The sequence below is a fragment of the Streptomyces viridiviolaceus genome (assembly GCF_014650995.1).
GTDB classification, from domain to species: Bacteria; Actinomycetota; Actinomycetes; order Streptomycetales; family Streptomycetaceae; genus Streptomyces; species Streptomyces viridiviolaceus.
The window spans coordinates 173,637-199,317 of sequence record NZ_BMWA01000010.1; the positions used below are offsets into that span (position 1 = coordinate 173,637).

Consider the following 25,681-nt stretch of genomic DNA (forward strand, 5'->3'; position numbering starts at 1 on the left):
CGCGCCCGGTCGGCCGGACTCACGCGTACGAGCGCAGCCAGCGCAGCTGGGCGGCCTGCTGGAAGGGACCCCCGCCCTCATGGTCGTTGAAGGCGTAGACCTCTATCGCCTTGTCCTCGTGCGCCCAGGCGTTGAAGGCGGCGAACACCGTCGAGGGCGGGCACGTCTGGTCCTCCAGGGCCGCCGAGAACAGCGCGGGCGCCCGGCCGCGCGCCGCGAAGTGCACGCCGTCGAAGTAGGACAGCGTGCGCAGGGCGTCCTCGGCGCGGCCGCGGTGCGTCTTGAGGTACAGCCCGACCTCCCGGTACGGGTGCCGGTCGGTGAGCGTCGTCGCGCGCGGGAAGTCGCACAGGAACGGAACGTCCGGCGCGACCGCCGTCAGGTCCGGCACCAGGCCGCCGACCGCGATCGTGATGCCGCCGCCCTGGCTGCCGCCGAGGGCCACCGTGCGCGACGCGTCGGTCAGGGGGTGCGAACGGGCCGCCTCGACCGCGCGCACGGCGTCGGTGAAGACCCGGCGGTAGTAGTAGTTCTCGGGTGCGTCGATGCCGCGCGTCATGAACCCCGGGTACGAGGGTGCGCCGCCGACCGGATCCGCCGTCCCGCCCCCGCCGCCCCAGGCGCTGCCCTGACCCCGCGTGTCCATCACGAAGTGGGCCCGGCCCGTGGACGCCCACAGCAGGTGCTCGTGCGGCAGGCCGCGCCCGCCTCCGTAACCGACGAACTCCATGACCAGGGGCAGCGGCTCCTCGGCCGAGGCGGGCAGGATCAGCCAGCCCTTCACCGGGTGACCGCCGAACCCGGCGAACGTCACGTCGTACACCCGCACCGTGGACAAGTCCGTGTCGACCGGTTCGAAGCGGGCGTCCAGGTCGTACTCCCGGGCTTCCTGGAGTGTCTTGGTCCAGAACGCGTCGAAGTCCTCCGGTGCACCGGACTCGCTGCGGTACGCGCGCAGTTCGTCGAGAGGAAGGTCGAACAGGGCCATCGAGAACCGCCTTTGCGGAAGAGACAGGGCGAGGGGTGCCGGATGATCACACGGTACGTGTGTGGTCGGAGGACTCGCCAGGTCTCTGCCGGGCTCACCTCCGGGCGGACCCGGTGCCTCGCTACCCCGATCCGCCGAACAGCAGGTCAACAGGGGGACGGCGTCGGACCGGCGGGAAGCGTGTGCCCCTGGGGGCGATGGCGGGGAACGGGTGGTCGGGTCATCGGAGGCCGGAGGTGCGGGACCGCAGCGGAACGAGTGCCGCGTCAGGCCCGGCGGTGCGTCCACTGCGGCTCGGTACGGGCCCACTCGCGCTCCCACTCGGCCAGCCGGTGCCGCAGGGCCGCCCGGCGTACGACGCAGTTGCCGAGGAGGACCACGAGCGCCGCGCCGACCGTGCCGCAGACGCCGATGGTGACCGTGTGCTGCCAGACGGCCGAGTCACCCATCGGCGGCAGCACGTTGCGGCCACGCGAATCCAGCCACAGGTCGACCACGTCACCGTGCCGTGTGCCGGCCGGAACCCGCGCCATGGTGGTCCGCTCCGCACCGTCCGGCTCGCTCCAGCGCACGGTCGCACGGTAGGAGTGCTGGCCGCCGGTGTTCACCGAGGGAAGCGCGTCGGGACTCCTGCCGACCACCGCTGCGCTGACGCGGTGGCGATCGGCCCGCTGTGCGGCCGCCGTCTCCTGGGCCTGGCCGTGGGCCCACCATGCGGAGGCCGCTCCGAGGAGCGGCGCCCCCAGGAACAGCAGGACCGCGACGGCCAGCACCGTCCACGCCTCGACGACGTCCGACCGGCGCCGCAGCGGATTGCGCCGCCACCGCCAGCCGCGCACCCGGGTTCCCATCTCGACCTCCTCGCGATCATCGTGACCGGAGGGCCGGACGGACGGCCGTACGAAGGTGGGGCCGCCGTTCCCTCCGCATCGCGTCACGCGCTGCGAGTGCCCGCACAGGACTGGTACCCCGTGGGCGCGACTCGCTCACCGCGTCGCCCACCCCGCAACGCCGGACGACCGCTTCGCGCCGCCGGACAGGTGCCCGACGGTGCGAGGGGGAAACCCCCGGACGGGACGGCCTCGCGGTCGCGTCAGCCGAAGCGCTCGATGCGGATGCGGTCCACCGGCTGTCCGGCCGCCACCAGGAGTCGCGAGGCGTGCTCGGCGAAGGCGTTGGAGCCGCACACGTACGCCTCCCAGCCGCCCCCGGGCGGCTCGGCCAGCAGCGGCGCAAGGTGCGCCGCCGCCAGCCGCCCGACGGGCGCCCCGTCCGGGGCGCTCCGGGTGAACACGGGTGTCGTCTCCGCACCGAGCTCCCGCGCGTAGATCAGCTCCTCCGGACTGCGCGCGGACACCAGCAGCCGCAGCGGCACCGTCAGCCCCCGCGCCCGGTGGTGCCGCACCATCGACATCAGCGGGACGACCCCGGAGCCGGCGCCCAGCAGCAGGGCGGGACGGTCGCCCGGCCAGGCGAAGAAGCCGCTCAGCGGACCTCGCACCTCGATCCGGTCACCGGGCCGGGCCACCGTGTGGAACCAGCCCGAGACCTCGCCGTCGGCGACATGGTCGAGGGTCAGCTCGATGTGCCCGGAGTCGTCGGGCGCGGACGCCAGTGAGTAGTGGCGCTGGGCCACGTACCCGTCGCCGGCGGTCAGCCGCAGCATCAGGTGCTGGCCGGGCAGATGGCCCGCCCAGCCGGGCACGGCGAACCGGAAGGTGGCGGCGCGCGGCGTCTCGCGGCGGATCTCGGTGAGCGTGGCGGTCTGCCACGTGCCGGCCACCTGGCCGCTCACCGCGATGCGCCCGGGCACGGCGAACCGCGTCGGGGGAGCGAAGCCCCCGGCCGTGTGCGTCGCTGTCTCAGTCACCGTCTCAGTCACCGGAGTACCGCTGCTCCTCCCAGGGGTTGCCGCGCGCGTGGTAGCCGTTCTGCTCCCAGAAGCCCGGCTCGTCGTGGTCGAGCAGTTCCAGGCCCGCGATCCACTTGACGCTCTTCCAGAAGTACAGGTGCGGCACCACCAGCCGCGCCGGGCCCCCGTGCTCGGGGGCGAGCGGCCGCCCGTCGTACTCCCGCGCGATCCAGGCCCGCCCGCCGGTCAGGTCCGCGAGCGGGAGGTTCGCCGTGTAGCCGGTGTGCGCGTAGGCGACGGCGTGCGTGGCGGACGGCAGCGGGCCCGCCGCATCCAGGAAGGCGTCCAGCGGGACCCCTGCGAAGCGCACCCCGAACTTCGACCAGCCCGTCACGCAGTGGATGTCGCCCTCGTACGCCGACGTCGGCATCCGGCCCGCCTCGGCCCAGCTCCAGGAGCGGGGCTCGGCCACCAGACCGCCGATGCGGAAGGACCAGTCGTCGGGTGACAGGTCGGGCGTGACCTCGGCGGACAGTACGGGCCAGTCGTCGCCGGCGTCGTACTGCCCGGGCGGCAGTCCCGGCCGGGCGGCGCGCGGACGCCCGGTGAAGCCTCGGGTGATGTTCATGCGGTGGGGCCTTTCGGGCCGACGGGCAGGGCGCCCGGATCGGCGGATCGGTGTGTACTCGGTCAACCGTACGTGCCCCGGCGGGGCCGGCCGCCGCCCCCGGTGCCTCAGCCGTTCCCGGGTTCCGGCTCCGGCCACGCGTTGTACCGCTCCAGATACGAGGCGAAGCGCGTCAGGTCCTCCGCGGGCCAGTCCGCGAGACGTTCCCGGAAGGCCGTCCGCCGGCTCTCGGTGACCTGGGCCAGGATGCGCCGTCCCGACTCGGTCAGGTGCAGCACCTGGACGCGGTGGTCGTCCGGGTCGACGCGCCGCTCGACGAGGCCGGTGCGCTCCAGCGCGGCCACCTGGCGGCTGACGGTGGACTTGTCCAGCGCGTAGTGGGCGGCCAGGTCGGTGGCCCGGCAGCCGCCCCTCTCCTCCAGATGGCCGAGCAGCGTGTAGGACACGAGCGACAGCTCGGGATGCATGCGCCCCGCCGAGGCGCGGGCGCGGCGGGCGAAGGCCGTCATCTCGCGCTGGATGGTCTCCACGGCCGTGTCCGCCGCGAAGTCGCCGGGGGCGACAGTCCTCTCACCGGACATCTCGGCTGCCGTCACGGGTCCTCCTTCGCATCTTGGTTGTATAGTACAACTTGAAAAGAGAGTTGTATAAGCCAACCATTGGAGGAATGCGAGCCGATGAGGTCGTACGCCCTGCGCCACGTGCTCACGCACCTGATCACCCCGTTGCTGATGTGCATCGGGATGGGGCTCGCGTACATGGGGGCCTTCGTCACCCCCGAGCCGAACCACCTGCCGGTCGCCGTCGTCGGCTCCGGACCCGAGGCGAAGGTGCTCGCCCAGTCGGTCAAGGACAAGGCGGGGGACGCACTCGACGTACGGACCGTCGCGACCCGGGCCGAGGCCGTCGGCCTGCTGAAGTCCCGGGACATCACCGGCGCCTACGTGCCCGGCACCCACGCGCCCGAGGTCGTCGTGGCCACCGCCGCCTCCGACATGGGCGCCATGGCGGCGGAGAAGGTCTTCTCCCCCCTGGCCGAGCGGCAGGGCGTCCCGCTGAAGGTGACCGACGTGGCCACCCCGGTCGACGACGACCCGACCGGACAGGGTCTGTTCTTCCTGCTGATCGCGGTCAGCATCGGCTCCTACGCGTCCGTGGCCGCGCTCGGCGCCGCCGGGTCCGCCCTGCCCATGCGGATCCGGGCGCTGCTGACGCTCGGCGTCTCGGTCGTGGTCAGCGGCATCGGAGCCCTGCTCGCCGGACCGGTCTTCCACCTCGCGCACCACGACCTCGCCGGCCTGTGGGGCCTGGCGTGGCTCTACGCCGCGGGCATCCTGTTCATTGGCGTGGGGCTGCACACCTTCCTCGGGCGGTGGACCACGCTCGCCATGATGGTGCTGTTCGTGATGCTCAACTTCACCTCCTCCGGCGGCCTGTTCCGGCCCGAACTGCAGAACGGCTTCTTCGGCACCCTGCACGCCTTCTGGAACGGCGCCGGGTTCGTCGAGGGCGCGCGCAGCCTGCTCTACTTCGACGGCGACGGACTGGGCCGCGGCGTCCGGACGCTCGTCACCTGGCTGCTGCTCGGCCTCGCGGTCGTGGCGGCCGCCGCCGTACGCGAGCGCGCGGCGGCACCTGCCACCGCCCTGCCGAAGCACGCGAAGCCGGACGAACGGAAGGCCGTCGAGGCGGCCGAGAAGGAGGCGGACGAAGAGGCCGAGGAGACCGTCGGGGTCTGATCGTTGGGGTAGTGTGACCGTCGGCCGCGGATCGTCCCGGCCGTCGGACGCCGAGGAGGTGAGACCCATTACCGCTGTGTCGGCCCGGGTGTTCTCCTCCCACGGCAGTGCGGTCACCGTCGGCCGGTGACCGGGAGAGCGCCCTTCGGTTCCCGAAAGGCTCTCGGCTTCCATGCCTCCCCTGTCTCCCGCTTCACCTTTCTCCTCTCCTTCGTCTCCTTCCTCTTCCTCGCGTGACTCCGTCGTGGCCGCGCTCCGCGCCGCGGGCTGCGTCTTCGCCGAGGACGAGGCGCAGCTGATCCTCACCGCCGCCCGCACGCCCGAGGAGCTCGCCGCCCTCGTGCACCGCCGCGTCACCGGCCTGCCCCTCGAACTCGTCCTGGGCTGGGCCGAGTTCCGGGGGCTGCGCATCGCGGTCGAGCCCGGTGTCTTCGTGCCCCGCCGCCGCACCGAGTTCCTCGTGGCCCAGGCCCTCGCCCACGCGCCGGACGCGGCCGTCGTCGTGGACCTGTGCTGCGGCTCGGGGGCCGTCGGCGCGGCCCTGGCCGCCGCGCTGGGCCGGCCGGAGGTGCACGCCGCCGACGTCGACCCGGCCGCCGTGCGCTGCGCCCGGGGAAACCTCGCCGCCGCCGGCGGCCTGGTGCACACCGGCGATCTGTTCGAGGCGCTGCCCGGCGCGCTGCGCGGCCGGGTCGACATACTCGCGGCCAACGTGCCCTACGTCCCCACCGACGAGGTCGCCCTGCTGCCCGCCGAGGCCCGTGACCACGAACCACTCGTCGCCCTCGACGGCGGCCCCGACGGCCTCGACGTGCTGCGCCGCGTCGCCGCCGAGGCGCCCGGCTGGCTCGCGCCCGGCGGCTGTGTGCTGGTCGAGACGAGTGAACGCCAGGCGCCGGCCGCGGTCGCCGCCTTCGCCCGCAGCGGCCTGACGACCCGCCTCGCCGTCTCCGAGGAGCTGTACGCGCACGTGGTGATCGGCGTCCGGCCGTAACGGGCGCCGCACCTAGGCCGGCGGCGTGGCCCGGGCGATCAGCAGGGCCACGTCGTCGGAGTTCTCCGGCTCGTGCAGCGTGCGCAGCAGCAGGTCGCAGACTTCCTCGAGCGGGCGGTCCGGACCGTCCAGCAGCCCGAGGAGCGCGTGCAGCCGCTCGTCGAGGGGCTGCCGCCGCGTCTCGACGAGTCCGTCGGTGTACAGCACCAGCCGGTCGCCGGGTTCCAGATCGACGGTGGTGGTGGCGAAGGCGACGCCGCCCACCCCGAGCGGCACCCCGGTGGGCAGGTCGAGCAGTTCCGGGGGCCGGCCGGCGCGGAGGCGGACCGGGGGAAGGTGCCCCGCGTTGGCGATCCGGCACTGGCGCAGGCATGGATCGTGGACCGCGTAGACGCAGGTGGCGATGGCCTGGTCCAGCCCGGCCGCGGTGCGGTCGAGGTGTTCGAGCAGCAGCGCGGGATCGAGGTCGAGGGAGGCGAGGGTGTTCGTCGCGGTGCGCAGCCGCCCCATGGACGCCGCCGCCGTGATGCCGCTGCCCATCACGTCGCCCACGACGAGTGCGGTCTTGCAGCCTTCCAGGGGGATGACGTCGAACCAGTCGCCGCCGACCTCGCTCGTGGCCTCTGCGGGCTGGTACCGGGAGGCGACCTCCAGGCCGCCCGTCACCGGGGGATGGCTCGGCAGCAGGCTCCGCTGGAGGGTCAGGGCGGCGTCGCGGGCGTTCTGGTACCAGCGGGCGTTGTCGATCTGCAGCGCCGCGCGGGCCGCCAGCTCCTTGGCCAGCAGCAGGTCGTCCTCGCCGAACGGCAGCGGATGGCGCATCCGCTTCAGATCGAGGGCGCCGAGCACCTCGCCGCGCGCGATCAGCGGGACGGCCAGATAGGAGTGCACCCCGGCCCGCCGCAGCAGCTCGGCCGCCTCGGGGGAGCGCGCGATCCTGGACAGGTCCTCGTCGCTCACCTGCGGCACCATCACCGGGCGCCCGGTGCGCACGCACTCGGTGACCAGGCGCTCGGGCCCGTACCGGGCGACCTGCCCGGGCGGGTCGGCCGCCCGCAGGGCCTCCGGGGCGTCGTCCGCGTGGACGGCCAGCGCCCGGATCACGGCGGGCTCGGCGGGGCCGAGGGTGCTGCGCCGGCCCTTCACCACGGCCTCCAGAAGGTCCACGGCCGCGATGTCGGCGAGACCGGGCACGGCGACGTCGGCCAGCTCGTGCGCGGTGCGGTCCAGCTCCAGGGTGGTGCCGATGCGGGCGGAGGCGTCGGCGACGGCGACGAGCCGGCGTCGCGCGGCCTCGGTCTCCATGGCCGCCCGGTACTGGTCGGTGACGTCCATGATCGAGACGGCCACACCCAGTACGGCCCCGAGGGCGTCCTCGAGCCGGTACAGCGAGACCGACCAGGCGTGGTCCTCCTCCGGGTCGGCGGGGGTCCGCCCGGTCATGGAGCGGTCGACGACCGGCTGCCCGGTTTCCAGCACCTCGCGGGCGAAGGGCTCCAGCGCGTCGGCGTCGACCATCGGCAGTACGTCGCGGACCGTGCGACCGTAGTGGGCCTCCGCCGGTATGCCGTTCATCTGCTCCATCGCCGGGTTGACCGAGACGTAGCGCAGATCGGTGTCCAGGACCGCCAGGCCGATCGGGGACTTGTTGATCACCCGTGAGGACAGGGCCATGTCCCGCTCCAGCCGGCGCACGGTGGACTGGTCGGCCGCGAGCCCCAGCGCGTAGACGTCGCCGCGGTCGTCCAGCAGGCGCATGTTGCGGAACTCCACCAGCCGGGTGGCGCCGTCCTTGCGGCGGATCGGGAAGGCCCCGGCCCAGCTCTGGCCGGTGTGCATGACGTCGGCGAACAGCTTCACGACCAGGTCGAGATGCTGCTCGTGGACCATGATCCGGGCGGCGTACTCGCCCAGGGCCTCGCTCGCGGAGTAGCCGAACAGCTCCTCCGCCTGCGGGCTCCACAGCACGATCCGCCCCTCGGCGTCCAGGACGACCGAGGCCACGCGCAGCACGTCGAGCAGCCCGCTGGGCCCCGACGGCCCGCGTGGTGGCCCGTCGCCCTCGAACCCGGCAGACCCGGCTGCACTCATCCCACGCCCCGCCTTCGCCGATTCGCGCGGCATGCCTTCCCGATGCCGACTGACCCTGTTCTACCGCGTTCCCACGTGTGCAGGGCCGTTTCTCCGAGGCCCTTGCCGTCTCCTTCCAGCATCTCCCGGCACGGCGCCGACCGCTCCGCGCGAGGGCGGACCAGATTTTGGTCTGTACATGACCGTACACGCGGTCCACACTGGCGCGGAACGCGTACCGCCGCCCGTGTCGCCCACCCCCCACGGAGGAGCCGACCCATGCCTCTGCGCGCCCGGCAACGTTGTCACGCGCCCCTGACCGGACTCGCCGTCCTCGCCGCCGTCGCGGCCCTGTGCGCCGGTCCGCCCGCTTCGGCGGCGCCCGCCGCCCCGGCCGCCGACCTGTGGACCGAGGTGGGCTCCGACCGGGCCGACCCGCTCACCGAGAGCCAGGGCCTCGCCTCGGTCGAGGTCCCGGCCGGCAGCCCCAACCGCTACACCGGGATCGGCACCGTTCCCCTGGGCCTCGCCGGCCGCGGCTGGAACCACGTCGGTGACCCGGACGCGTCCTACGACGGCCACTACATCGAGCCGTACCAGCGGGACACCGGGAGCACCAAGATGTTCCGGGTGCAGGCGCCGGACGGGCGCTGGTCGGAGTACGTCCACACGCTGAGCGCGGGAGAGGCCCTGAACAACTCCTGGGTCGCCGTCTCGCCGGACGGTCAGTGGATGCTGTCCGGCGAGTGGGGCACCATGAACCGGCTGCTGGTCTTCCCGACGCCGGGCGTCAACGCGGCCACCTCGCCCTCGGCGAACCTCCCGCAGGCGGCCACGGTCCACCTCGACCGCGCCGTGCGTGACGTCCAGGGGTGCGACTTCGCCGACGCCACCACGCTGCTGTGCTCCTCCGACGACCCCGCCGGCACCCTCTTCGGCGTCACCAAACCGCTGCTGAGGATCGACCTCTCCGCCCCGCCCGACGGCACGGCGGACGTCACCGGTCATGTCACCGCCCTGCGGCAGCTGCCGCTGCGCAGCTCGTGCTCCGGCACCTTCGAGGCGGAGGGCATCGACTACGACCGACGGACCGGAACCCTGCGCGTGATCGTCGTCTCGCCGGGCTTCTGCGTGCTGACGGACAGCAAGACCTACCGCCTCCTCCGCGGCTGAGACCCGCGGTCGCGCCGTGCCGGTAGTGCTCCGCCCGAGGTGGTGCTTTTCTGGTGGTACGGGCGCGGCCTCCGTGGGGTGGCCGTGCTGCGGGGCGCGCCCGCCGTACCGCACCGCGGCCACGAGAGGAGTGATCGCGATGGCCGGCGAGCATCTGCACCCGGAATCCGTCTCGGTGGAGCTGAGCGGATGCAGCAAGGAGGACGCCCGGATCGTGTTCGACGCCCTGTGCGCGTGCTTCTCGTCCGACCGGTGCGCGGAGGACGTGCCCCGGGACTACCACGAAGTGCGTCCGACCGTGTGGCTGGGCACCTACGACGTGGCCGACGCCCACGAGGGGAAGCGCGGCCCCACCCGGCTCCAGGCCTCCGTCGAGGCCGATGTGCAGGGCGGCTACTGGGCGATCGAGCGGTTCCGCAGCACCCTGGACTCCCTGTTCACCGTGCAGGACCTGAGCATGGCCTCGGGCGACCAGGAGCGGGAACTCCACGTCCGGCTGGCGAGCCGCTGAGCGGGCCCGCTGTGCGCGACCCCACCTTATGCAACTAGTTGCAAAAGGTGGGGTCGTCCTCTACAACAGAGGCACGACACCGCGCACGGAGGGCCCCATGAGCCGTTACCCCCACCTGCTGAGCCCGCTCGACCTGGGCTTCACCACGCTGCCCAACCGGGTCCTGATGGGCTCCATGCACGTGGGCCTGGAGGAGGCCGAGCGCGGATTCGAGCGCATGGCCGCGTTCTACGCCGCCCGGGCACGCGGGGGAGTGGGGCTGATCGTCACCGGCGGCATCGCGCCCAACGACGAGGGCCGGCCGTACGAGGGAGGTGCCAAGCTCACCACCGCCGCGGAGGCCGAGCGGCACCGGACCGTCACCGAGGCCGTGCACCGCGAGGGCGGCCGGATCGCCCTGCAGATCCTGCACTTCGGCCGGTACGCCTACCACGCCGACCTGGTCGCGCCCAGCCCGCTCCAGGCGCCGATCAGCCCCCACGTGCCGCGTGAGCTGACCGACGCCGAGGTCGAGCGCACGATCGACGACTACGCGCGCACCGCCCGCCTCGCCCGCGAGGCCGGTTACGACGGCGTCGAGATCATGGGCTCCGAGGGCTACCTCATCAACGAGTTCATCGCCGCGCGGACCAACCACCGCACCGACCGCTGGGGCGGCTCCTACGAGAACCGCATGCGGTTCCCCGTCGAGATCGTCCGCCGGGTGCGCGAGGCGGTCGGCGAGGACTTCATCGTCGTCTACCGGCTGTCCATGCTGGACCTGGTACCCGGCGGCTCCACGCTCGACGAGGTGATCACGCTCGCGCGGGCCGTCGAGGCCGCCGGGGCGACCATCATCAACACCGGCATCGGCTGGCACGAGGCGCGCATCCCCACCATCGCCACCTCGGTGCCGCGCGGCGCGTACACCTGGGTGACCCAGCGGCTGATGGGCGAGGTGTCGGTACCGCTCGTCACCACCAACCGCATCAACACCCCCGAAGTGGCCGAGCAGTTGCTCGCCGAGGGCACGGCCGACATGGTGTCGATGGCCCGTCCCATGCTCGCCGACCCCGACTTCGTCGCCAAGGCCGCGGCCGGCCGCCCCGAGGCCATCAACACCTGCATCGGCTGCAACCAGGCCTGCCTCGACCACACCTTCAGCGGCAGGATCACCTCCTGCCTGGTCAACCCCCGCGCCTGTCACGAGACCGAGCTGGTCCTGTCCCCGACGCGGCTGCGCAAGCGCGTGGCGGTCGTCGGCGCCGGACCGGCCGGCCTGGCCTGCGCGGTCTCCGCGGCCGAACGCGGCCACGACGTCACGCTGTTCGACGCCGCCGGCGAGATCGGCGGCCAGCTCAACGTCGCCCGCAAGGTCCCCGGCAAGCAGGAGTTCGACGAGACGCTGCGCTACTTCCGTACCCAGCTCGACACGCACGGCGTCGACGTACGCCTCGACACGCCCGTCACCGCCGCCGACCTGGACGGCTACGACGAGGTCGTCGTCGCCACCGGCGTCACCCCGCGGACCCCGGACATCCCCGGTGTCGACCACCCGAGCGTCCTCGGCTACCTCGATGTCCTGCGCGACGGCGCTCCCGTCGGCGACCGGGTGGCGATCCTCGGCGCCGGCGGCATCGGCTTCGACGTCGCCGAGTACCTCACCGACGGCGGCGAAAAGGCGCACGAGGACCCCGCGACGTACTTCCGGCTCTGGGGCGTGGACATGGACTACCGCGCGCCCGGTGGCCTCGCCGCCCCCGAGCGCCCGGCGCCGCCGCGCACCGTCCACCTGCTCCAGCGCAAGACCTCGAAGGTCGGCGCCGGCCTCGGCAAGACCACCGGCTGGATCCACCGCACCGAGCTCAAGCACCGCGGCGTCACCATGGTCCCGGGCGTGCGCTACGACCGGATCGACGACGCCGGGCTCCACGTGACGATCGGTGACGAGAGCACGGTGCTGGAGGTCGACACGATCGTGCTGTGCACGGGCCAGGAGCCGCGCCGCGGCCTGTACGAGGACCTGATCGCCGCCGGGCGCAGCGCACACCTCATCGGCGGCGCGGACGTGGCCGCGGAACTGGACGCCAAGCGCGCGATCCTGCAGGGCACGGAGCTGGCGGCGGCGCTGTAGCCGTCGGCGGCCGTCCCTAGGATGAGCCCATGTCACTCCCGCACGCGATCCTCACCGCCCTGCTCGAGAAGCCGTCGTCGGGGCTGGAGCTCACCCGCCGTTTCGACAAGTCGATCGGGTACTTCTGGTCGGCGACGCACCAGCAGATCTATCGCGAGCTGGGAAAACTGGAGGCCGAAGGGCTGATCCGCGCGCTGCCCGCCCAGCAGCCGGCCCGTGGGCAGAAGAAGAGCTACGAGGTCCTGCCCACGGGCCGGGCGGAACTGACCCGCTGGACGGCCGCAGCCCAGGACCCCAAGCCCCTGCGGGACGTGATGCTGCTGCGCCTGCGCGCCTCGGCCGTGGTCGGCACAGAGGGGATCGAAGCGGACCTCCGACGCCATCTGGAGCTGCACGAGCGGCAGTTGGCGGAGTACGAGGAGATCGAGAAGCGGGACTTCCCGCCGGGGAAGGACAGCACCGAGGACCGGTTGCGGCATCTGGTGCTGCGGGCCGGGATCGACCTGGAGACCTTCTGGACCCAGTGGCTCAGGCACGCGCTGGAGGAGTTCGCCGAGCTGCCCTGACGTCCTCGCGGCGGGGCGCCGTTCACCACCGGCGCGGCTTCGGCCGGCTGCGCCGCAGGAACCAGGCCGCGGCGACGACCCCGGTCCCGGCCAGTGCGCCGCCCGCCACGAGGGTGACCGTGCCGTAGTCCTCGGTGGCGCCGCCGACGCCCCCCAGGACGCCGCGCGGGGACGCCGACGGCGTGGGGGACGCGGTCCGGGGTGCCGGGGCGGCGGGCGCCCCGGAGACGAGGACGGTCTGGGCGCCGGCGGTGCTGCCGTTGGCGCACGCGACGACCACCGTGTACGTGCCCGGGCTGACGTTCGTCCAGGTCGCGGTCTGGCCGGCGCCGGTCCCCGACAGGGGGGCCTGGCGGCCCTGGGCGAAGTTCGCCTGGCCACTGGAGAGCAGGGACGCCGTGCCCCAACTGCCGTTCAGCCGGGCGCAGGCGGTGGTCATGACGGACACCGTGGACCCGCTGGTGCTCACGGAGATCCCCGGCCCCGCGGAGACGGACCCGGCGGCCGGGGCCAGGGGCAGCGCGACTGCGGCTGCCACGGTCAGGCCGGAGCGGAGGAGTGGCGACGGTATGCGCATGGGGACTGCCCTCCGGCGGCACGGTCGGCGGGCATCCCTTGCGCCGCCGGGATCGGGAAGCGTCCGTGCTGCCCTACGGGCAGCCAACAGCGCCGTGGCCCCAGCCGCATGCCGAGCGCGACCGGGCAGGTGACACGCCCCCCGCCGCCGCGGACGCACGGCCGGAGGTCACCGTCGCTCGCCCGTCGTCACCGTCCGCTCCGCCGAGAAGCCGCCCCAGGTGCCGTCGGGCAGCTTGGCCCGGATCCGCACCCGGTGCGTGACCCCGGCCTCCGCTCCCGCGTAGAAGCTGTACTCCGCCCGGTCGCGCGGCGCGTCGCCGCCGTAGACGAGCGAGGTGGCCGGGCGGCCGTCGAGGTGGATCCGGTACTCGGTGACCACGCCGTCCACCCGCGGCGGGACCCAGGTGAGGTCGATGTAGTACGCCTCGTCGGCGTGGTGGGTCGTCGCGCGGAGCCCGGTGGGCGCGCCGGCCCGGCCGTCGTCGGCGCCCGGGGTGGTGAGCCGGACGGCGGCACTGGCGGGGGAGACGTTGTCGGCGGCGTCGCGGGCCCGGACCGTGAAGGAGTAGCGGGTGCCCGGGCGCAGTCCCGCGACGACGGTGGCGGTCTGCCCGCCGCCGACACTGTGGATCCTGGTGTCGCCCTGGTACACCTCGTACGACACCACGCCCCTGTCGTCCGTCGCCGCCGACCAGGTGAGCTGGACGGCCCGGCTGCCGGCCGCCCGGCCACGGGCACCCGGTGGGCGTGTCGGGGCGGAGCGGTCGGCCGCGGCGGCCGCGGGTGTCGTCGCCCGCACCTCCCGGCTGCGCGGTCCGAGGCGCCCGTCGGTGTCCCGCGCCCGAACGGTGAAGACGTACGTCGTCGACGGGCGGAGCCTGGTGACATCCACCATGCGGTCGGCGGCCGGCACCTCCTTCACCTTCGTGGCTCCGCGATACACCTCGTACGCCTCTGCGCCGTCGATCGCGTTCCACATGACGTGCACGCTCGTCGCACTCCCCGCGGCGGCGGTGACGCCGTTCGGCGCCGCCGGGAGCCGGCCGTTCTCCCCGTCACCGCCGGAGTTCCAGCCGCAGGAGGTGATCACGGCGAGTGCTCCGCAGAGGAGGGCGCAGCGGCGCAGGAACTCACGAGCGGCGGGTGCGGCGGGAACGGGGACGCCTCGCACGGCTCTGCCTCCCTGGGGCGACGGCATGACTGCATTGGTCCGGACCAATATGACGCTGATGACGCGACCACATCAAGGGGGCGGTCGTTGGCGACCACCCGGAAGGGTTACGTATGCTGAAGGTCCTGACGGCCGAAATCCCCATGAGAATGGGCGAGTTCGGACCGGTGGCGCGGACGCTGTCGTCGCTGAACCCGCGCCGGCCGGGCGGCCGGGCGGCCGGATCCGGCGTGCCCGGCCCCTGACCGGGACACGCGGAAGTCGCACCGTCCGGCCGTTCAGCGGGGGCCACATGATCCGATACAGGGACAGATCGGCCGACTGTTCGTCACTGTCCCCCAGGAGAGGCTACCCCGTGCGTGTTCAGCTGATGCTGGTAGCGGCCGGCGCCGCCCTGCTCGCCCCCACCACGCTGCCCGTCGCCCCGCCCCCACCGCAGCCGGGCCCACCGTCCCAGCTCCGGTCCGGCCCGCAGGCGCGTACTCCGGCACAGGGCGGAGGAGGAGGCGGCGGACGGGAGGAAGCGGTCGGCGCCGCCGAGCTGCTCGACAAGGTGCGCGACTGCGCCCCCGTCTCGAGCGGGCGGTACCGCAGCGACGCCGGAGCACGGGCGGACATTCCCGTCTGCGGCACCCAGGACGCCGTCTTCTGGAAGGCCGACCTGGACATCGACTGCGACGGCCGGCCCGGTGACGTCTGCAACAGCAGCACCGACCCCCACTTCACCGCCGGCACCGCCTACGTGCAGTCCGACGGCAGTCCGCTGGACGCCGAACGCCTGCCCTTCGTCGTCGTCCCCCAGCCGAGCAGCATCTGGGACTACCGCAAGCACGGCGTCCAAGGCGGTTCGGTCGCGGCCGTCGTCTACGAGGACCGGGTGCGGTACGCGGTCGTCGGCGACGTCGGCCCGCACGACATCATCGGCGAGGCGTCCTACGCCGCGGCGAAGGCCCTCGGCATCCGCGCCGACCCGCGCGGCGGCGGCGCCCCCTCCGGTGTCACCTACATCGTCTTCAAGAACAGCCGGGTCGAACCCATCGAGGACAGCGCCGCCGCCGAACGGACCGGGGAGCTGCTGGCCCGGAAATTCGTCGACGGGAGCTGAGGCCGCGGGCGGTGGGCCGCACCCTTCCCGGCCGGCGCGGACGGAGCCCGAGGCGGCACACGGCCGGCACCCTCCCGGCACGCGTGGCCCGGCCGTCGGGATCCGGGGCGGGACGACGGCCGGAACCCCGTCCCGCCGCCCCGTCCCCGAGCCCGCTACACCTTCCGGTACGAGTAGGCCTCCACGGCCGCCGCCTCCACGGCCTCCAGATCGGCACCGGTGGCCGCCGTGACCACCGCGGCCACCGCTCCCTCGACGAACGGAGCGTCGACCAGGCGGCTGTTCTCCGGGAGTTCGTCGCCCTCGGCGAGCAGGGCCTTGACGGTGAGCACCGCACTGCCGAGGTCCGTGAGGAGGGCGACGCCGGCACCCCGGTCCACGGACGCGGCAGCGGCGGAGATCAACTCCGCGCTGGTGCCGAACCCGCCCCCCTCAGTGCCGCCCGCCGGGGCGACGGGCACCTCCGTGCCACCTCCCGACAGCGCCTTCGCCAGCGCGGCCACCGACGCGGCGACCTCCGCGCTGTGCGACACCAGCACGATTCCGACCAGCCTCTCGTCACTCACCGGCGGCCTCCGCGAGCGCGGCCATCACCAGCGCAGACGAGGTGGCACCGGGGTCCTGGTGCCCGATGCTGCGCTCGCCGAGATAGCTGGCCCTGCCCTTGCGGGCCTGCAAGGGCGTCGTCGCCCGGGCGCCCTCGTCGGCGGCGTCGCGGGCCGCGGCGAACGAGTCGCCGAGGGCGTCCACGGCCGGGACCAAGGCGTCGATCATGGTCTTGTCGCCCGGTGCGGCACCGCCGAGCGTCCTGACCGCGTCCACGCCCGTCCGCAGCGCCTCGGCCAGCTGCTCCGCGCTCACCTCGGCGGCGTCCCCGAGCGCCTTGCCGGTGCGGCGCAGCAGCGTCCCGTAGAGGGGCCCCGACGCGCCGCCGACCGTCGAGATCAGCCGGCGTCCGGCGAGGGTCAGGACCGCACCGGGCGTGTCGGGTTTCTCTTCCTCCAGGGCGGCCGTCACGGCCGTGAACCCGCGCTGGAGATTGGTGCCGTGGTCGGCGTCACCGATGGGCGAGTCGAGGGCGGTGAGCCGTTCCGCCTCCCGGTCGACCAGAGCGGCGGTCGCCGTCATCCAACGGCGGAAGAAATCGGCGTCGAGCACTGGGTCTCCTTGCCTGGTAGGTACGTGGTGAACCCTTACCCGCCGGCCGTCACATGCCCCACCTGAGACCAGGCGTCCTCACCGGCGCGTCCCAGAGAGCGAGCAGTTCCTCGTCGATCTGGCACAGCGTGACCGACGCACCCGCCATGTCGAGGGAGGTGACGTAGTTGCCGACGAGGGTGCGGGCGACGGCGACACCGCGCTCGCCGAGCACGCGCTGCACCTCGGCGTTGAAGCCGTACAGCTCCAGCAGCGGGGTCGCACCCATGCCGTTGACCAGGACCAGGACGGGGTTGCGGGGGCTGAGGTCGGCGAGGACCGCGTCGACGGCCGCATCGGCGATCTCCCCCGCGGTCATCATCGGCCGCCGCTCGCGGCCGGGCTCCCCGTGAATGCCGATGCCGAGTTCCAGTTCCCCGGCCGGCAGGTCGAAGGTGGGGCTGCCCTTGGCCGGCGTGGTGCAGGCGCTGAGCGCGACGCCGAAGCTGCGGGAGTTGTCGTTCACCCGGCGGGCGATCGCCTCGACCTGCTCCAGCGGCCGGCCCTCGTCCGCGGCCGCCCCCGCGATCTTCTCCACGAACAGCGTCGCCCCCGTGCCGCGCCGACCCGCCGTGTACAGGCTGTCGGTCACCGCCACGTCATCGTTGACCAGCACCTTCGCGACCTGGATGCCCTCGTCCTCGGCGAGTTCGGCGGCCATGTCGAAGTTCAGGACGTCACCCGTGTAGTTCTTGACCACGAACAGCACTCCGGCGCCGCTGTCGACGGCCGCGGCCGCCCGCACCATCTGGTCCGGCACCGGCGAGGTGAACACCTCGCCGGGACAGGCCGCCGACAGCATCCCGGGCCCGACGAACCCGCCGTGCAGCGGCTCGTGCCCGGAACCGCCGCCGGACACCAGGGCGACCTTCCCGGCCACGGGGGCGTCCCGCCGTACGATCACCCGGTTCTCGACGTCCACGGCCAACTCGGGATGGGCGGCCGCCATACCGCGCAGCGCGTCCGCGACCACGGTCTCCGGGACGTTGATGAGCATCTTCACGGGTACCTCCTGAAAAGGCTGACAGGTGGGCTATTGGTGTACGTTTTCGCTGGTCAGGGAGACGATGGCCGGTTCGTGATCTCGGTGGTCCGTGGCGGTCGCGAGCGGGTTCTGACGGTGCTGACGCCAGCTCTGCTGACGCAGCGTCAGAGTATTCGTACGGGTCGACTGCGGGCCGGTGCGAGCCCTACGGAGGCAGTATCGACCTTGCGGCCGGGAAGGTCACGTGAGGCGACACCCGGAGCGTTCGGTGGAGGCGACCGAGGCTTTCGGTGTACGCCGCGCCGGCCGTGTGACGCGCAGGGCGGAGCACGACGTGCGCGGGTTGTGCCGACGAGGGTTCTCGGCCGATGTCGAGGAAGCGTTTCCTGCCGACCGAGCATGGTCGACGGCTCATCCCGGGCCCTCGCCGCGAATCCCACGGATTCGGTGATCACCCGGGGGTGATATCGGGGGCGGTCTCGTCACGGGCATGATGCGCGGGAGCGGCCTCCAGGTGTCCGGCCCGGCGGCCGGCCTGTCCGTGCTGGTCTTCGAGGCGGTCCGCGAATGCGGCCTGCCGACGCTCGGTGTGATCGTGGTGTCTGCGGGCCTGCTCCAACTCCTCGAAAGCGTACTGAAGCCGGGTTACTGGTTCGGCCGACCATCTTGCCCACGCCGGAGGCGGGCGCATCCGTTCCGGCCGCCACGTACAGCCGGCTTGCGGTGATCACCGGCCCGATGCCGGCCGGCATTCCCTCGACCACCGACACGCAGATGCCCTTGTAAGGAACACCAGTCAGCGGCGGGTGCTGGTGCGCGGGCCGCCGTACTGGCCGTCGGTGACGTGCTCGAGCCAGTCGACCTCGTCGGTCTCCCACAGCGCGATGTGCGTGGTCCGGAGCGGCGCCGTGCCAGTGCTCCTCGCCCGGCGGCGTCCAGATCACGTCGTCCGGGTGCGCTTCAAGGATCTCGCCGCCGCGGGACTGGATGAGGGCGATGCCCTCGACGATGTAGGGGGTCCGGCCCAGGCCGTGGGAGTGCCAGGCGGTCCGCGCGCCGGGAGCGAAGCGCACCGCGTTCGCGCGCGACTGGGAGGGCTCCTCGCCGCGGTGGATCACATCGGCCCACACATCCCCGGTGAACCCCTCGGAGGGCAGCTTCATCGGCGGCTGCTTCTTCAACGATTCCATGGTGGTGTTCCTGGTGACAGGCGGCGGGTCAGGCTGCGGCCCGCGCGTCGGTGATCTCCTTGAGCTGGGTGATCGCGGTCATGGCGTTCGGCCAGCCGGCGTAGAAGGCGAGGTGCGTGATCGCCTCGGAGAGCTCCTCCACGCTCAGCCCGTTGTCCAGAGCGCCCCCCAGGTGGTAGCTGAGCTGCTCGCCGCGGTACAGCGCCGCGAGCACGCTCACGGTGACCAGGCTGCGGTCGCGCGGGGAGAGCTCGGGCCGCTCCCAGACGTCACCGAAGAGCACCTCGTCGGTGATCTCGACGAGCTTCGGCGCGATGGGGGCCAGCTCCCGAGGCAACACGGGCCGGTACCGGTCCAGGGCCTGGACCCGCGCCCACTGCGCCAGGGGCCTGTCGATGGGCAGATGTCGGGTCTGTGGAGGCCTTGAACGTCCTGACCTGGCCGACCGGCAACGCGAGTTGCGGGGTCTGGGTCGGCACCCATCGGCTTCGGCAGGGACGGGGCACGAGTGCGCTTGGTGCTCTGCCAGGTGGCGGCGCTGCGGTGGGGGCCCGCCAGAAGCCGGCCTTCAGCGGGCGTGGCGAGTGCCGCTAAGCAGGCAAGGGGCGGCCGCACATCTTCGTGGTTACTGGCTGGTTCCGTTCCCCGGGCGACACCTGTCACAGCACAATAATCCTCTTGCGAGGGAAGGGGAGGGGGCGTCATGGACACGGGGAAGCCTCAACTGCTGTTCGTCCATGGGATCGGCGGCCTGAGAGACAGCGTGAGCGAACGCCGGCAGTGGCTCGCAGCGCTCGCCACCGGGGCGCGGGATGCCGGGCTGGCGGATTCGATCTCCGCGCTGACACAGGGCTGGCTCGCGGACGTGACGTTCGCCAACTACAGCGACCTGTTCCACCGCCGTGGCGCCCAGGGCGGGGCGGCCGGTGAGCTCGACCCGGACGAAGTGCCGTTCCTGGCGGGCATGCTGGACTCCATGCTGGAGGAGCTGTCCGAACAGTTCCCGCCGGAGGACAGCCCACAGGATGCTCGGGTCATCCGGGACGCCCGCTTCCAGCTCGACGCCGCGGTGGCAGGACGTCAGGGGCAAGGACCAGGCGACATCGGCCGCCGTCTCGTCGGTGTCACGACGACCGTGCTGCGTCTGCCGGGAGTGCGACGGACAGCGCAATGGATGAACGGCAAGGCGCTTCTGCTGCAGCTTGCCCAGGTGGGGCGCTATCTGGACCGCCGTACGAAGAAGGCGCATGTCGGCGCGGCCGTCCGTGCCCGAGTCGTGGACGGTCTGGACCCTGAGCGCCCTCTGGTGGTGGTGTCGCACAGCCTGGGCACGGTGGTCGCCTACGAAGCCCTGCACGAACACGGCGCCTCTGTGTCCCTCTGGGTCACGCTGGGCTCCCCACTCGCGCTGGGAGCGGTGGTACTGGACCGCCTGGTGCCGACCCCTGCGTCCTGCCCGGAGAACGTCGCGTCCTGGCTGAACTTCTGGGACCGCGACGACATCGTCGTAGGGCGGCCGCAGCTGGCCGACTGGATCGGCCCGAGCACGGGCGGCGTCAAGGCGATCACCACGCGCGTCGACTCCCGTGGTCTGTGGACGCACACCGCCACGAAATACCTGGAGCACGGAGCGGTGGCCCGACCGGTGATCGAGGCTCTGCGCCCGTGAGCAGTGTGACGAATCCTCCGCGCAACGTGCTCGTCGTGGGTGCTCAGTGCAAAGACGGTTCGCGGCTGGAGGGCCTGGAGGAGGCCGCCCGCGCCTTGCACGCTGCCTTGGTGGACCCTCGGCTGGGCGCTTGTGCGGACCGCGGTGGGGACTCCCTGCTGGTCGGAACCGGGCTGGGCAGGGACAGGGTCGTCTCCGCTGTGGAACGCGCTGCTCAGGCGGCGCAGCGTGACGGCGGCCCGCTCGTCCTGGCTTTGCTGGGCCACGGCGAGTTAGGTGACGGCACGCCCCTGCACTTCGTGACGTCGGGGAGGGAGAACGACCCGGAGCTGTCCAACGTGGCTGTCCCCGCCCTGCTGGGCGGTGTGCTGAATCACCCTGGTGTCAGCGGCCTGATCGCCATCGTCGACACCTGTTTCGCCGGCGGAGCGGTGCCGGACTCCTCCCGGATCACCGCCGGCCGGCAGGACGGCAGTGTTCAGTTCGCTCTGCTGTTCGCGGCCACCGCGAAGGAGCAAGCCTTCGACATGCGGCTCAGTACGGAGCTCGTCCGCCTCATGGAAGAAGGCCGGCCCGGCCCGGAGGAAGTCCTGAAGCTGGATGACGATCTTTTGGACAAACTCAGTGAACGGATCCAGGGTCAGCAACCGGGACTGAGCTCCTTCAGAGGAACCGCATCCCTCGGTGCCCCCCTGTGGCTCGCCCGCAACCGCGCCGCCGGGCGCGGTGGCCCTCTCGGTCCGATCGCCAGTAGAGCGGTAAGGGAGACCGTCCAGCGGATCGACCCCGGCCTGCGGCTGTCCACCGAGGAAGAGATCGCTGTCTGGCTGAAAGACGACTCGCCGTCAGTCAATGACGCTTCCTGGTACGCCGTACAGCGGCTGCGGGAGCTGCACGACGAGCTCACGGCCGGACGGAAGACACTGAACGTCATCAGTACCGCGTTCGGCGCGGCATTGACGGAGGACAATCTCAGGCTGGCCGGCATGCTCGCGGGCTTCCCCCTGGACTTCGTGAGGCACGAAGCCCCCCGCCTGAGGGACTTGGTCGAGCATGCCGTCCATCACGGCAGCGCCGCTGAGGGCTCACAGCGAGCACTCGCCCATCTGGTGGCCGCCCTGGCCCATATCACCGGGCACACGGACCGCCTGCCGGAGCAGGTGATCGCCTGGGCCGAGGACCTGGAACTGGCCCCGGCCGTCAACAGCCGCCTGAGCGACCTTAATCAGCAGCGAGACGAGGCGCAGGCCCCGCGTTTGGTACTGGTCCTGGCCGACGAGGGCACCGAAGACGTCGTCGCTGTGGACGCCTGGCTGCTCTTCGGCCGAGCCGTCCTCACCAACCAGCATTTCCCGTGCGGTCGGCAGCGGGACAGCCTCACAGCAGCCATGGCCGAGGCCATCTCCTGGGCAGCGCCCTGGGCGAACATCGTCGGCAGGCCCCTGCAGCACATCGACGTCGCCGCACCTACTCTTGTGCTGCTGGACTGCCCTCCCGAAGAGCAGCTGGTCCACAAGGCCAAGCTGGGCGTCAACTACGTGGTCACCACCCGCTGGTCCGGTCTCCTGACGCCACCTGCGGGCATGACGGTCGACGACATGCTGCAGGTGGGGGAACGGCTCCTGGCCTCCCTGGAAGACGGTGCGTGCCTCGGTCCGGCCTGGCTTCACGAGGAGCACCTGACAGCCCTCGAAGAGCTGCAGGACCACCTGAGCAACCACGGTCGCGGGCAGAAGGTCTGGTCCCTGACCTCCACGCCTGAGGCGGAGTGGGAATTCATCGCGCAGGAACTCCTCGAGCACACGCCTGCCCTGGTGTGGCCTCGGCACAAGGACATCGGCGACGCGCAACTGCTCAAGGACTCCGTCGCCCGTCACTGGCAGGCCCTGCCCCAGCAGATCGCCCACGCCTACCGGACACAGCTGTCCGGAACCAGCCCCGGCGAGGACGGCCTCGAACCCCTCGCCACTGTCAGAGCGGCCTGGCACGACACACACTGGCAGGTCTTCTGTCAAAGACGCGCACGTGCCGTCGTCAGAGCACCGCACGAGACAACGCCCAAGGAGCGAGTATGAACTGGGCCCCGTACTACAAGGGCACGGGCCACCCGGCGGACCAGACCCCGCCCCGCCTGCCGGCCCCGCCCCCCTGGCGCAACCCCGCTCACCGGGCAGACTCCCAGGACGCCGACGCCGAACGGCACACCGACCTGGCGACCGCCTACCGACCGGCTCCAGGGCTCGTCGAAGCTGTCAACGCCGCCCTGCACCTGCGCCGCCCCCTGCTGCTGACCGGCCGGGCAGGGTCGGGGAAGTCCACCGTCATCCGGCAGGTCGCAGCCGAACTCGGCCTGGGCGAGGTACTCCATTGGCACATCACCTCACGCAGCACCCTCGCTGATGCGCTGTACCGCTACGACGCCCTCGGCCGCATCCACGCCCACAACCTGCGCACCCTCACCGGCAAGGCGGAGGGCGCCGAGCACGAGGACGACATCGGCGACTTCGTTCAGCTCGGCCCCCTGGGCACCGCACTGCTGCCCAACGACGTCCCCCGCGCGCTACTGATCGACGAGATCGACAAGAGCGACCTAGACCTGCCCAGCGATCTTCTCGACGTCCTCGAACGAGGCGGATTCGAGATTCCCGAACTCGCGAGGCACCCCAAGCCTGACATCGAGGTCCGGACCGCCGACAAGAACGGCCGGCACGTCGTTCTCGACGGGTGGGTGCAGAGCAGCGAGTTCCCCGTCATCGTGTTGACCAGCAACGGCGAACGTGAGTTTCCAGCTCCGTTCCTGCGCCGCTGCATCCGTTTCGACATGCCGCCACTCTCCGAGCAAGCACTCACTGACATCGTCACCGCCCACCTCGACGCCATCGAGGATCCCGCCACCGCCGACCTCGTCCACAACTTCCTCAAAAGAATGGACAAGGGCGAATACGTCGCCATCGACCAACTCCTCAGCGCCGTCTACCTTCTGCGTGGCGATCACGTAGCGGACCCCGAACAGCGCCAGAGCCTGGAGGCGCTGCTCCTTCAAGGGCTCGGACGTGGCTGAGGACACGGCCGGCCGCCTGGTACGGCTCGCGTCACCGGGCAGTGGCGACATCGACGTCGAACAGGTCCTCGACGCCGTGCTCCTCGCTGCCACCTGGGTACGCGCCAACCGCGGCCACAATTCTTCACGTGTCGGCACGGAAGACACAGGGCAGCCTGAGAGGACACCCCAAGAGGGCGCTTCCCCCAAAGAAGCCACGCAGACAGCAGGTGCCGTGGACACGGCGGGCACCGCTCATCCGACCGCCTCGGTATGGCTCGAGGACCCGACGAGCAATCACCGCATTCCCGGCAAGCAGGCGACCATCGGCCGCGCCACGGCGCTGCCCGACGCCCTGGGTATTGGCCGTGCCCTGCGTCCGCTGCGTCGTCCCTGGCCGTCGGGGGCTCACCGTCGGCTCGATGTCGATGCCACAGTGGAGCACTACACCCGCACGGGGATGCTCATCCCTCGGCTCGCCCCTGCTCCGGAGCCCTGGCTGGAAGTGATCGTCGTCCTGGACCGCGGCACTGCGATGGCCGTCTGGGACGAGGCGGTTCGCGTCTTCACCCAGACGCTGCGCGCCTTGGCAGCCTTCCGTGCCGTCCGCCTCTGGCACCTGGAGCACCCACCCGATGAGCCGCCGGTTCTGCGTGATCACCACGGCAGGACGATTCCCGTGTCGGCGGACACCTCCCACGTCACGCAACCGGCCCGCCGCCTCCTGCTTGTCGTTTCCGACTGCGCAGCACCAGCCTGGCGGCAGGCTGCCCTGTGGCAGACCCTGCACGCCTGGGGCCGCACCGCCCCGGTCGCCCTGATCAACCCACTGCCCAGACGCCTCTGGCAGCGCTCGGGCCTCGACCTGCCTCGCGCCACCGCGACCGCGCCCGTCCCCGCTGCCCCGGGCCGCCTGCTGTCCTTCCGCCCTCCCCGGCTCCTCCGCGAAACCCCGGAAACGAAGCCCTGGCAAGCGCTGCCAGTACTGCAGCTGGAACCCGACCAGATCCTCACCTGGGCACGCACCCTGATGCGTACCGACCCCTCGGGCTGCGGCGCCGTCCTCGTACCCGCCACAGGCCGTTCCCCTCTGCGCCCTCGCCCGGGTATGGCTGCCCAGCCCGAGACCAGGTCCACTGACGACCAAGTCCGCGCACAGGCCGAAGCGTTCACGGACGACCGTGAAGCCCCGGCGGTGCGCCTGGCCATCGCAGCAGTGCCGCTGGGCTCCTTCACACTGCCTGTTCTGGACGTGCTCCGACAGCGCCTCGTACCGGAGGCCGGCCTCGCAGACACAGCCGAGTTCCTCACCGCCGGTCTCCTGACCGCGACGCGATGCGGCGAGGCCGACATCACCTATCATTTCCACCCTGCCGCAGCCGCGCACCTGACCAAGCTGTGCACCCGCCACCAGCTGTGGGACGCCCACTTCGCCCTCACCGACCACCTCGCAGCCAGTGTCCGGGCCCCACACGGCATCCCCGTAGTGCTGCATTCCCCCTTCTCGACCGAAAGCCTGCCCACCGGGGCCCGCCCCATCGCCCGCGCGGCAGCCGCGACAGCCCGACTGCTCGGAGTCGAGCCGACGGAACCTTGGCCGGACGCTGACCGTTCCGTCGCCGGCCGACCATCCGCAGATACGGGCATGGGTCAGGCCGAGGGCCGCGGTCCCGCAAGCGGCCAGCCCGATGCCTCGTCCCCCCGCGCCGATCTCGCCGCATCCTCCAAGCAGCCGAGGGGGACGAGCGAGGCCGTCGAGGCCGAGGAGCAAGAGTCGGCCGGGGCGGAGCAGACGCTGGCGGCGGAAGGTCTCGATACGCTGACCGCGCGCGTCGCTCTCGCCACCTCGCACTGGGACGAGGGGCGGACGAGCGAGGCCATTGCGGTACTCGAGGAGGTGGTCGCCGAAAGCGAGCGGCTTCTGGGTGCGGAAAGCACCGGCACCTTGACAGCACGCGCCAGCCTCGCCGGCTCCTACAGCCTGGTGGGGCGGATGAGCGAAGCCGTGGCCTTGCTGGAGCAGGTGGCTGCGGATCGTGAGCGGATCCAGGGTGCGGACCACGCCGATACTCTGACTGCGCGCGCCAGGCTCGCCACGTCCTATCGGGACG

At 72.1% G+C, this 25,681-nt stretch carries 24 protein-coding genes and 2 pseudogenes; 13 read left to right on the forward strand and 13 right to left on the reverse strand.

The genetic code is table 11. The features are described from left to right. Positions 1-19: 19 nt before the first annotated feature. The 5 genes from IE260_RS16430 to IE260_RS16450 all read right to left on the reverse strand — a co-directional run bounded on the left by IE260_RS16430 (position 20) and on the right by IE260_RS16450 (position 4,049). Positions 20-988 carry an acetylxylan esterase gene (locus IE260_RS16430; RefSeq protein WP_189872464.1) on the reverse strand — a complete coding sequence of 323 codons (969 nt, stop codon included), beginning with the start codon at positions 986-988 and terminating at the stop codon, positions 20-22. A 266-nt stretch (positions 989-1,254) separates the two neighbouring features. Further along, positions 1,255-1,839, reverse strand: coding sequence for an Rv1733c family protein (locus IE260_RS16435; protein WP_189872466.1), 585 nt, complete (start codon positions 1,837-1,839; stop codon positions 1,255-1,257). A gap of 242 nt (positions 1,840-2,081) precedes the next feature. After that, positions 2,082-2,858: a ferredoxin reductase gene (locus IE260_RS16440; RefSeq protein WP_189872468.1), complete on the reverse strand. Its 777-nt coding sequence runs from the start codon at positions 2,856-2,858 to the stop codon at positions 2,082-2,084. A 4-nt stretch (positions 2,859-2,862) separates the two neighbouring features. Next, complete coding sequence (locus tag IE260_RS16445) at positions 2,863-3,468, reverse strand: sulfite oxidase-like oxidoreductase (protein ID WP_189872470.1); 606 nt, start codon at positions 3,466-3,468, stop codon at positions 2,863-2,865. Between the two features lie 107 nt (positions 3,469-3,575). After that, positions 3,576-4,049: a MarR family winged helix-turn-helix transcriptional regulator gene (locus IE260_RS16450; RefSeq protein ID WP_189872742.1), complete on the reverse strand. Its 474-nt coding sequence runs from the start codon at positions 4,047-4,049 to the stop codon at positions 3,576-3,578. A gap of 96 nt (positions 4,050-4,145) precedes the next feature. On the opposite strand from IE260_RS16450, the gene IE260_RS16455 reads away from it, so the two are divergent. Then, entirely contained in the window at positions 4,146-5,207 is a 1,062-nt protein-coding gene (locus IE260_RS16455) for an ABC-2 transporter permease (RefSeq protein WP_189872472.1), read from the forward strand. Positions 5,208-5,451: 244 nt separating this feature from the next. Beyond that, positions 5,452-6,201, forward strand: a complete 750-nt coding sequence (locus IE260_RS16460) for a putative protein N(5)-glutamine methyltransferase (RefSeq protein ID WP_229880814.1) — start codon at positions 5,452-5,454, stop codon at positions 6,199-6,201. 12 nt (positions 6,202-6,213) lie between these two features. Here IE260_RS16460 and IE260_RS16465 read toward each other — a convergent pair whose 3' ends face one another. Then, on the reverse strand, positions 6,214-8,292 hold the full coding sequence (locus IE260_RS16465; protein ID WP_189872475.1) for a SpoIIE family protein phosphatase: 2,079 nt from the start codon (positions 8,290-8,292) through the stop codon (positions 6,214-6,216). 258 nt (positions 8,293-8,550) lie between these two features. Here IE260_RS16465 and IE260_RS16470 point away from each other — a divergent pair, with 258 nt between their 5' ends. The 4 genes from IE260_RS16470 (at position 8,551) to IE260_RS16485 (ending at position 12,634) form a co-directional block, all read left to right on the forward strand. Continuing rightward, positions 8,551-9,444 carry a hypothetical protein gene (locus tag IE260_RS16470; RefSeq protein WP_189872477.1) on the forward strand — a complete coding sequence of 298 codons (894 nt, stop codon included), beginning with the start codon at positions 8,551-8,553 and terminating at the stop codon, positions 9,442-9,444. Positions 9,445-9,583: 139 nt separating this feature from the next. Further along, the gene (locus IE260_RS16475) at positions 9,584-9,955 is read left to right on the forward strand and encodes a hypothetical protein (RefSeq protein WP_189872479.1); all 372 of its coding nucleotides are present in this window, start codon (positions 9,584-9,586) and stop codon (positions 9,953-9,955) included. A 97-nt stretch (positions 9,956-10,052) separates the two neighbouring features. Beyond that, entirely contained in the window at positions 10,053-12,068 is a 2,016-nt protein-coding gene (locus IE260_RS16480; protein WP_189872481.1) for an NADPH-dependent 2,4-dienoyl-CoA reductase, read from the forward strand. Positions 12,069-12,097: 29 nt separating this feature from the next. Continuing rightward, positions 12,098-12,634: a PadR family transcriptional regulator gene (locus IE260_RS16485; protein WP_189872483.1), complete on the forward strand. Its 537-nt coding sequence runs from the start codon at positions 12,098-12,100 to the stop codon at positions 12,632-12,634. 22 nt (positions 12,635-12,656) lie between these two features. Here IE260_RS16485 and IE260_RS16490 read toward each other — a convergent pair whose 3' ends face one another. Beyond that, complete coding sequence (locus tag IE260_RS16490; protein ID WP_189872485.1) at positions 12,657-13,211, reverse strand: hypothetical protein; 555 nt, start codon at positions 13,209-13,211, stop codon at positions 12,657-12,659. Positions 13,212-13,379: 168 nt separating this feature from the next. Next, a complete protein-coding gene (locus IE260_RS16495; protein WP_229880817.1) occupies positions 13,380-14,384 on the reverse strand; it encodes a fibronectin type III domain-containing protein in 1,005 nt (334 codons plus the stop codon). A gap of 113 nt (positions 14,385-14,497) precedes the next feature. Here IE260_RS16495 and IE260_RS42590 point away from each other — a divergent pair, with 113 nt between their 5' ends. After that, positions 14,498-14,629 carry a hypothetical protein gene (locus tag IE260_RS42590; RefSeq protein WP_268254926.1) on the forward strand — a complete coding sequence of 44 codons (132 nt, stop codon included), beginning with the start codon at positions 14,498-14,500 and terminating at the stop codon, positions 14,627-14,629. A 110-nt stretch (positions 14,630-14,739) separates the two neighbouring features. Beyond that, positions 14,740-15,489 (forward strand): glycoside hydrolase family 75 protein, encoded by a 750-nt coding sequence (locus tag IE260_RS16500; protein ID WP_189872489.1) that lies wholly within the window; start codon positions 14,740-14,742, stop codon positions 15,487-15,489. Positions 15,490-15,644: 155 nt separating this feature from the next. Here IE260_RS16500 and IE260_RS16505 read toward each other — a convergent pair whose 3' ends face one another. From IE260_RS16505 to dhaK, 3 genes are read right to left on the reverse strand one after another with little or no spacing between them, the layout of a single operon-like run. Further along, positions 15,645-16,055: a PTS sugar transporter subunit IIA domain-containing protein gene (locus tag IE260_RS16505; protein WP_189872491.1), complete on the reverse strand. Its 411-nt coding sequence runs from the start codon at positions 16,053-16,055 to the stop codon at positions 15,645-15,647. Next, positions 16,048-16,647 carry a dihydroxyacetone kinase subunit DhaL gene (dhaL, locus tag IE260_RS16510; RefSeq protein ID WP_189872493.1) on the reverse strand — a complete coding sequence of 200 codons (600 nt, stop codon included), beginning with the start codon at positions 16,645-16,647 and terminating at the stop codon, positions 16,048-16,050. Before dhaL ends, IE260_RS16505 begins: the two co-directional genes overlap by 8 nt. A 49-nt stretch (positions 16,648-16,696) precedes the next feature. Further along, entirely contained in the window at positions 16,697-17,689 is a 993-nt protein-coding gene (dhaK, locus tag IE260_RS16515) for a dihydroxyacetone kinase subunit DhaK (protein ID WP_189872495.1), read from the reverse strand. A gap of 448 nt (positions 17,690-18,137) precedes the next feature. On the opposite strand from dhaK, the pseudogene IE260_RS41675 reads away from it, so the two are divergent. Continuing rightward, positions 18,138-18,326, forward strand: a pseudogene (locus IE260_RS41675) (SulP family inorganic anion transporter); the annotation flags it as partial. A gap of 304 nt (positions 18,327-18,630) precedes the next feature. Here IE260_RS41675 and IE260_RS42795 read toward each other — a convergent pair. Together IE260_RS42795 and IE260_RS16525 are read right to left on the reverse strand one after the other, a co-directional pair. Then, positions 18,631-18,861: pseudogene (locus IE260_RS42795) on the reverse strand (cupin domain-containing protein); the annotation flags it as partial. Between the two features lie 28 nt (positions 18,862-18,889). Then, positions 18,890-19,198 (reverse strand): carboxymuconolactone decarboxylase family protein, encoded by a 309-nt coding sequence (locus IE260_RS16525; RefSeq protein ID WP_229880819.1) that lies wholly within the window; start codon positions 19,196-19,198, stop codon positions 18,890-18,892. A 366-nt stretch (positions 19,199-19,564) separates the two neighbouring features. On the opposite strand from IE260_RS16525, the gene IE260_RS16530 reads away from it, so the two are divergent. The 4 genes from IE260_RS16530 to IE260_RS16545 form a co-directional block, all read left to right on the forward strand. After that, complete coding sequence (locus IE260_RS16530; RefSeq protein ID WP_189872499.1) at positions 19,565-20,530, forward strand: lipase family protein; 966 nt, start codon at positions 19,565-19,567, stop codon at positions 20,528-20,530. Next, entirely contained in the window at positions 20,527-22,605 is a 2,079-nt protein-coding gene (locus IE260_RS16535) for a vWA-MoxR associated conflict system protein (protein ID WP_189872501.1), read from the forward strand. The genes IE260_RS16530 and IE260_RS16535 overlap by 4 nt, the downstream gene beginning before the upstream one ends. After that, complete coding sequence (locus tag IE260_RS16540) at positions 22,602-23,591, forward strand: AAA family ATPase (RefSeq protein ID WP_189872503.1); 990 nt, start codon at positions 22,602-22,604, stop codon at positions 23,589-23,591. The genes IE260_RS16535 and IE260_RS16540 overlap by 4 nt, the downstream gene beginning before the upstream one ends. Beyond that, a partial coding sequence (locus tag IE260_RS16545) for an SAV_2336 N-terminal domain-related protein (RefSeq protein ID WP_189872505.1) occupies positions 23,584-25,681 on the forward strand: 2,098 nt, incomplete at its 3' end. The genes IE260_RS16540 and IE260_RS16545, both read left to right, overlap by 8 nt.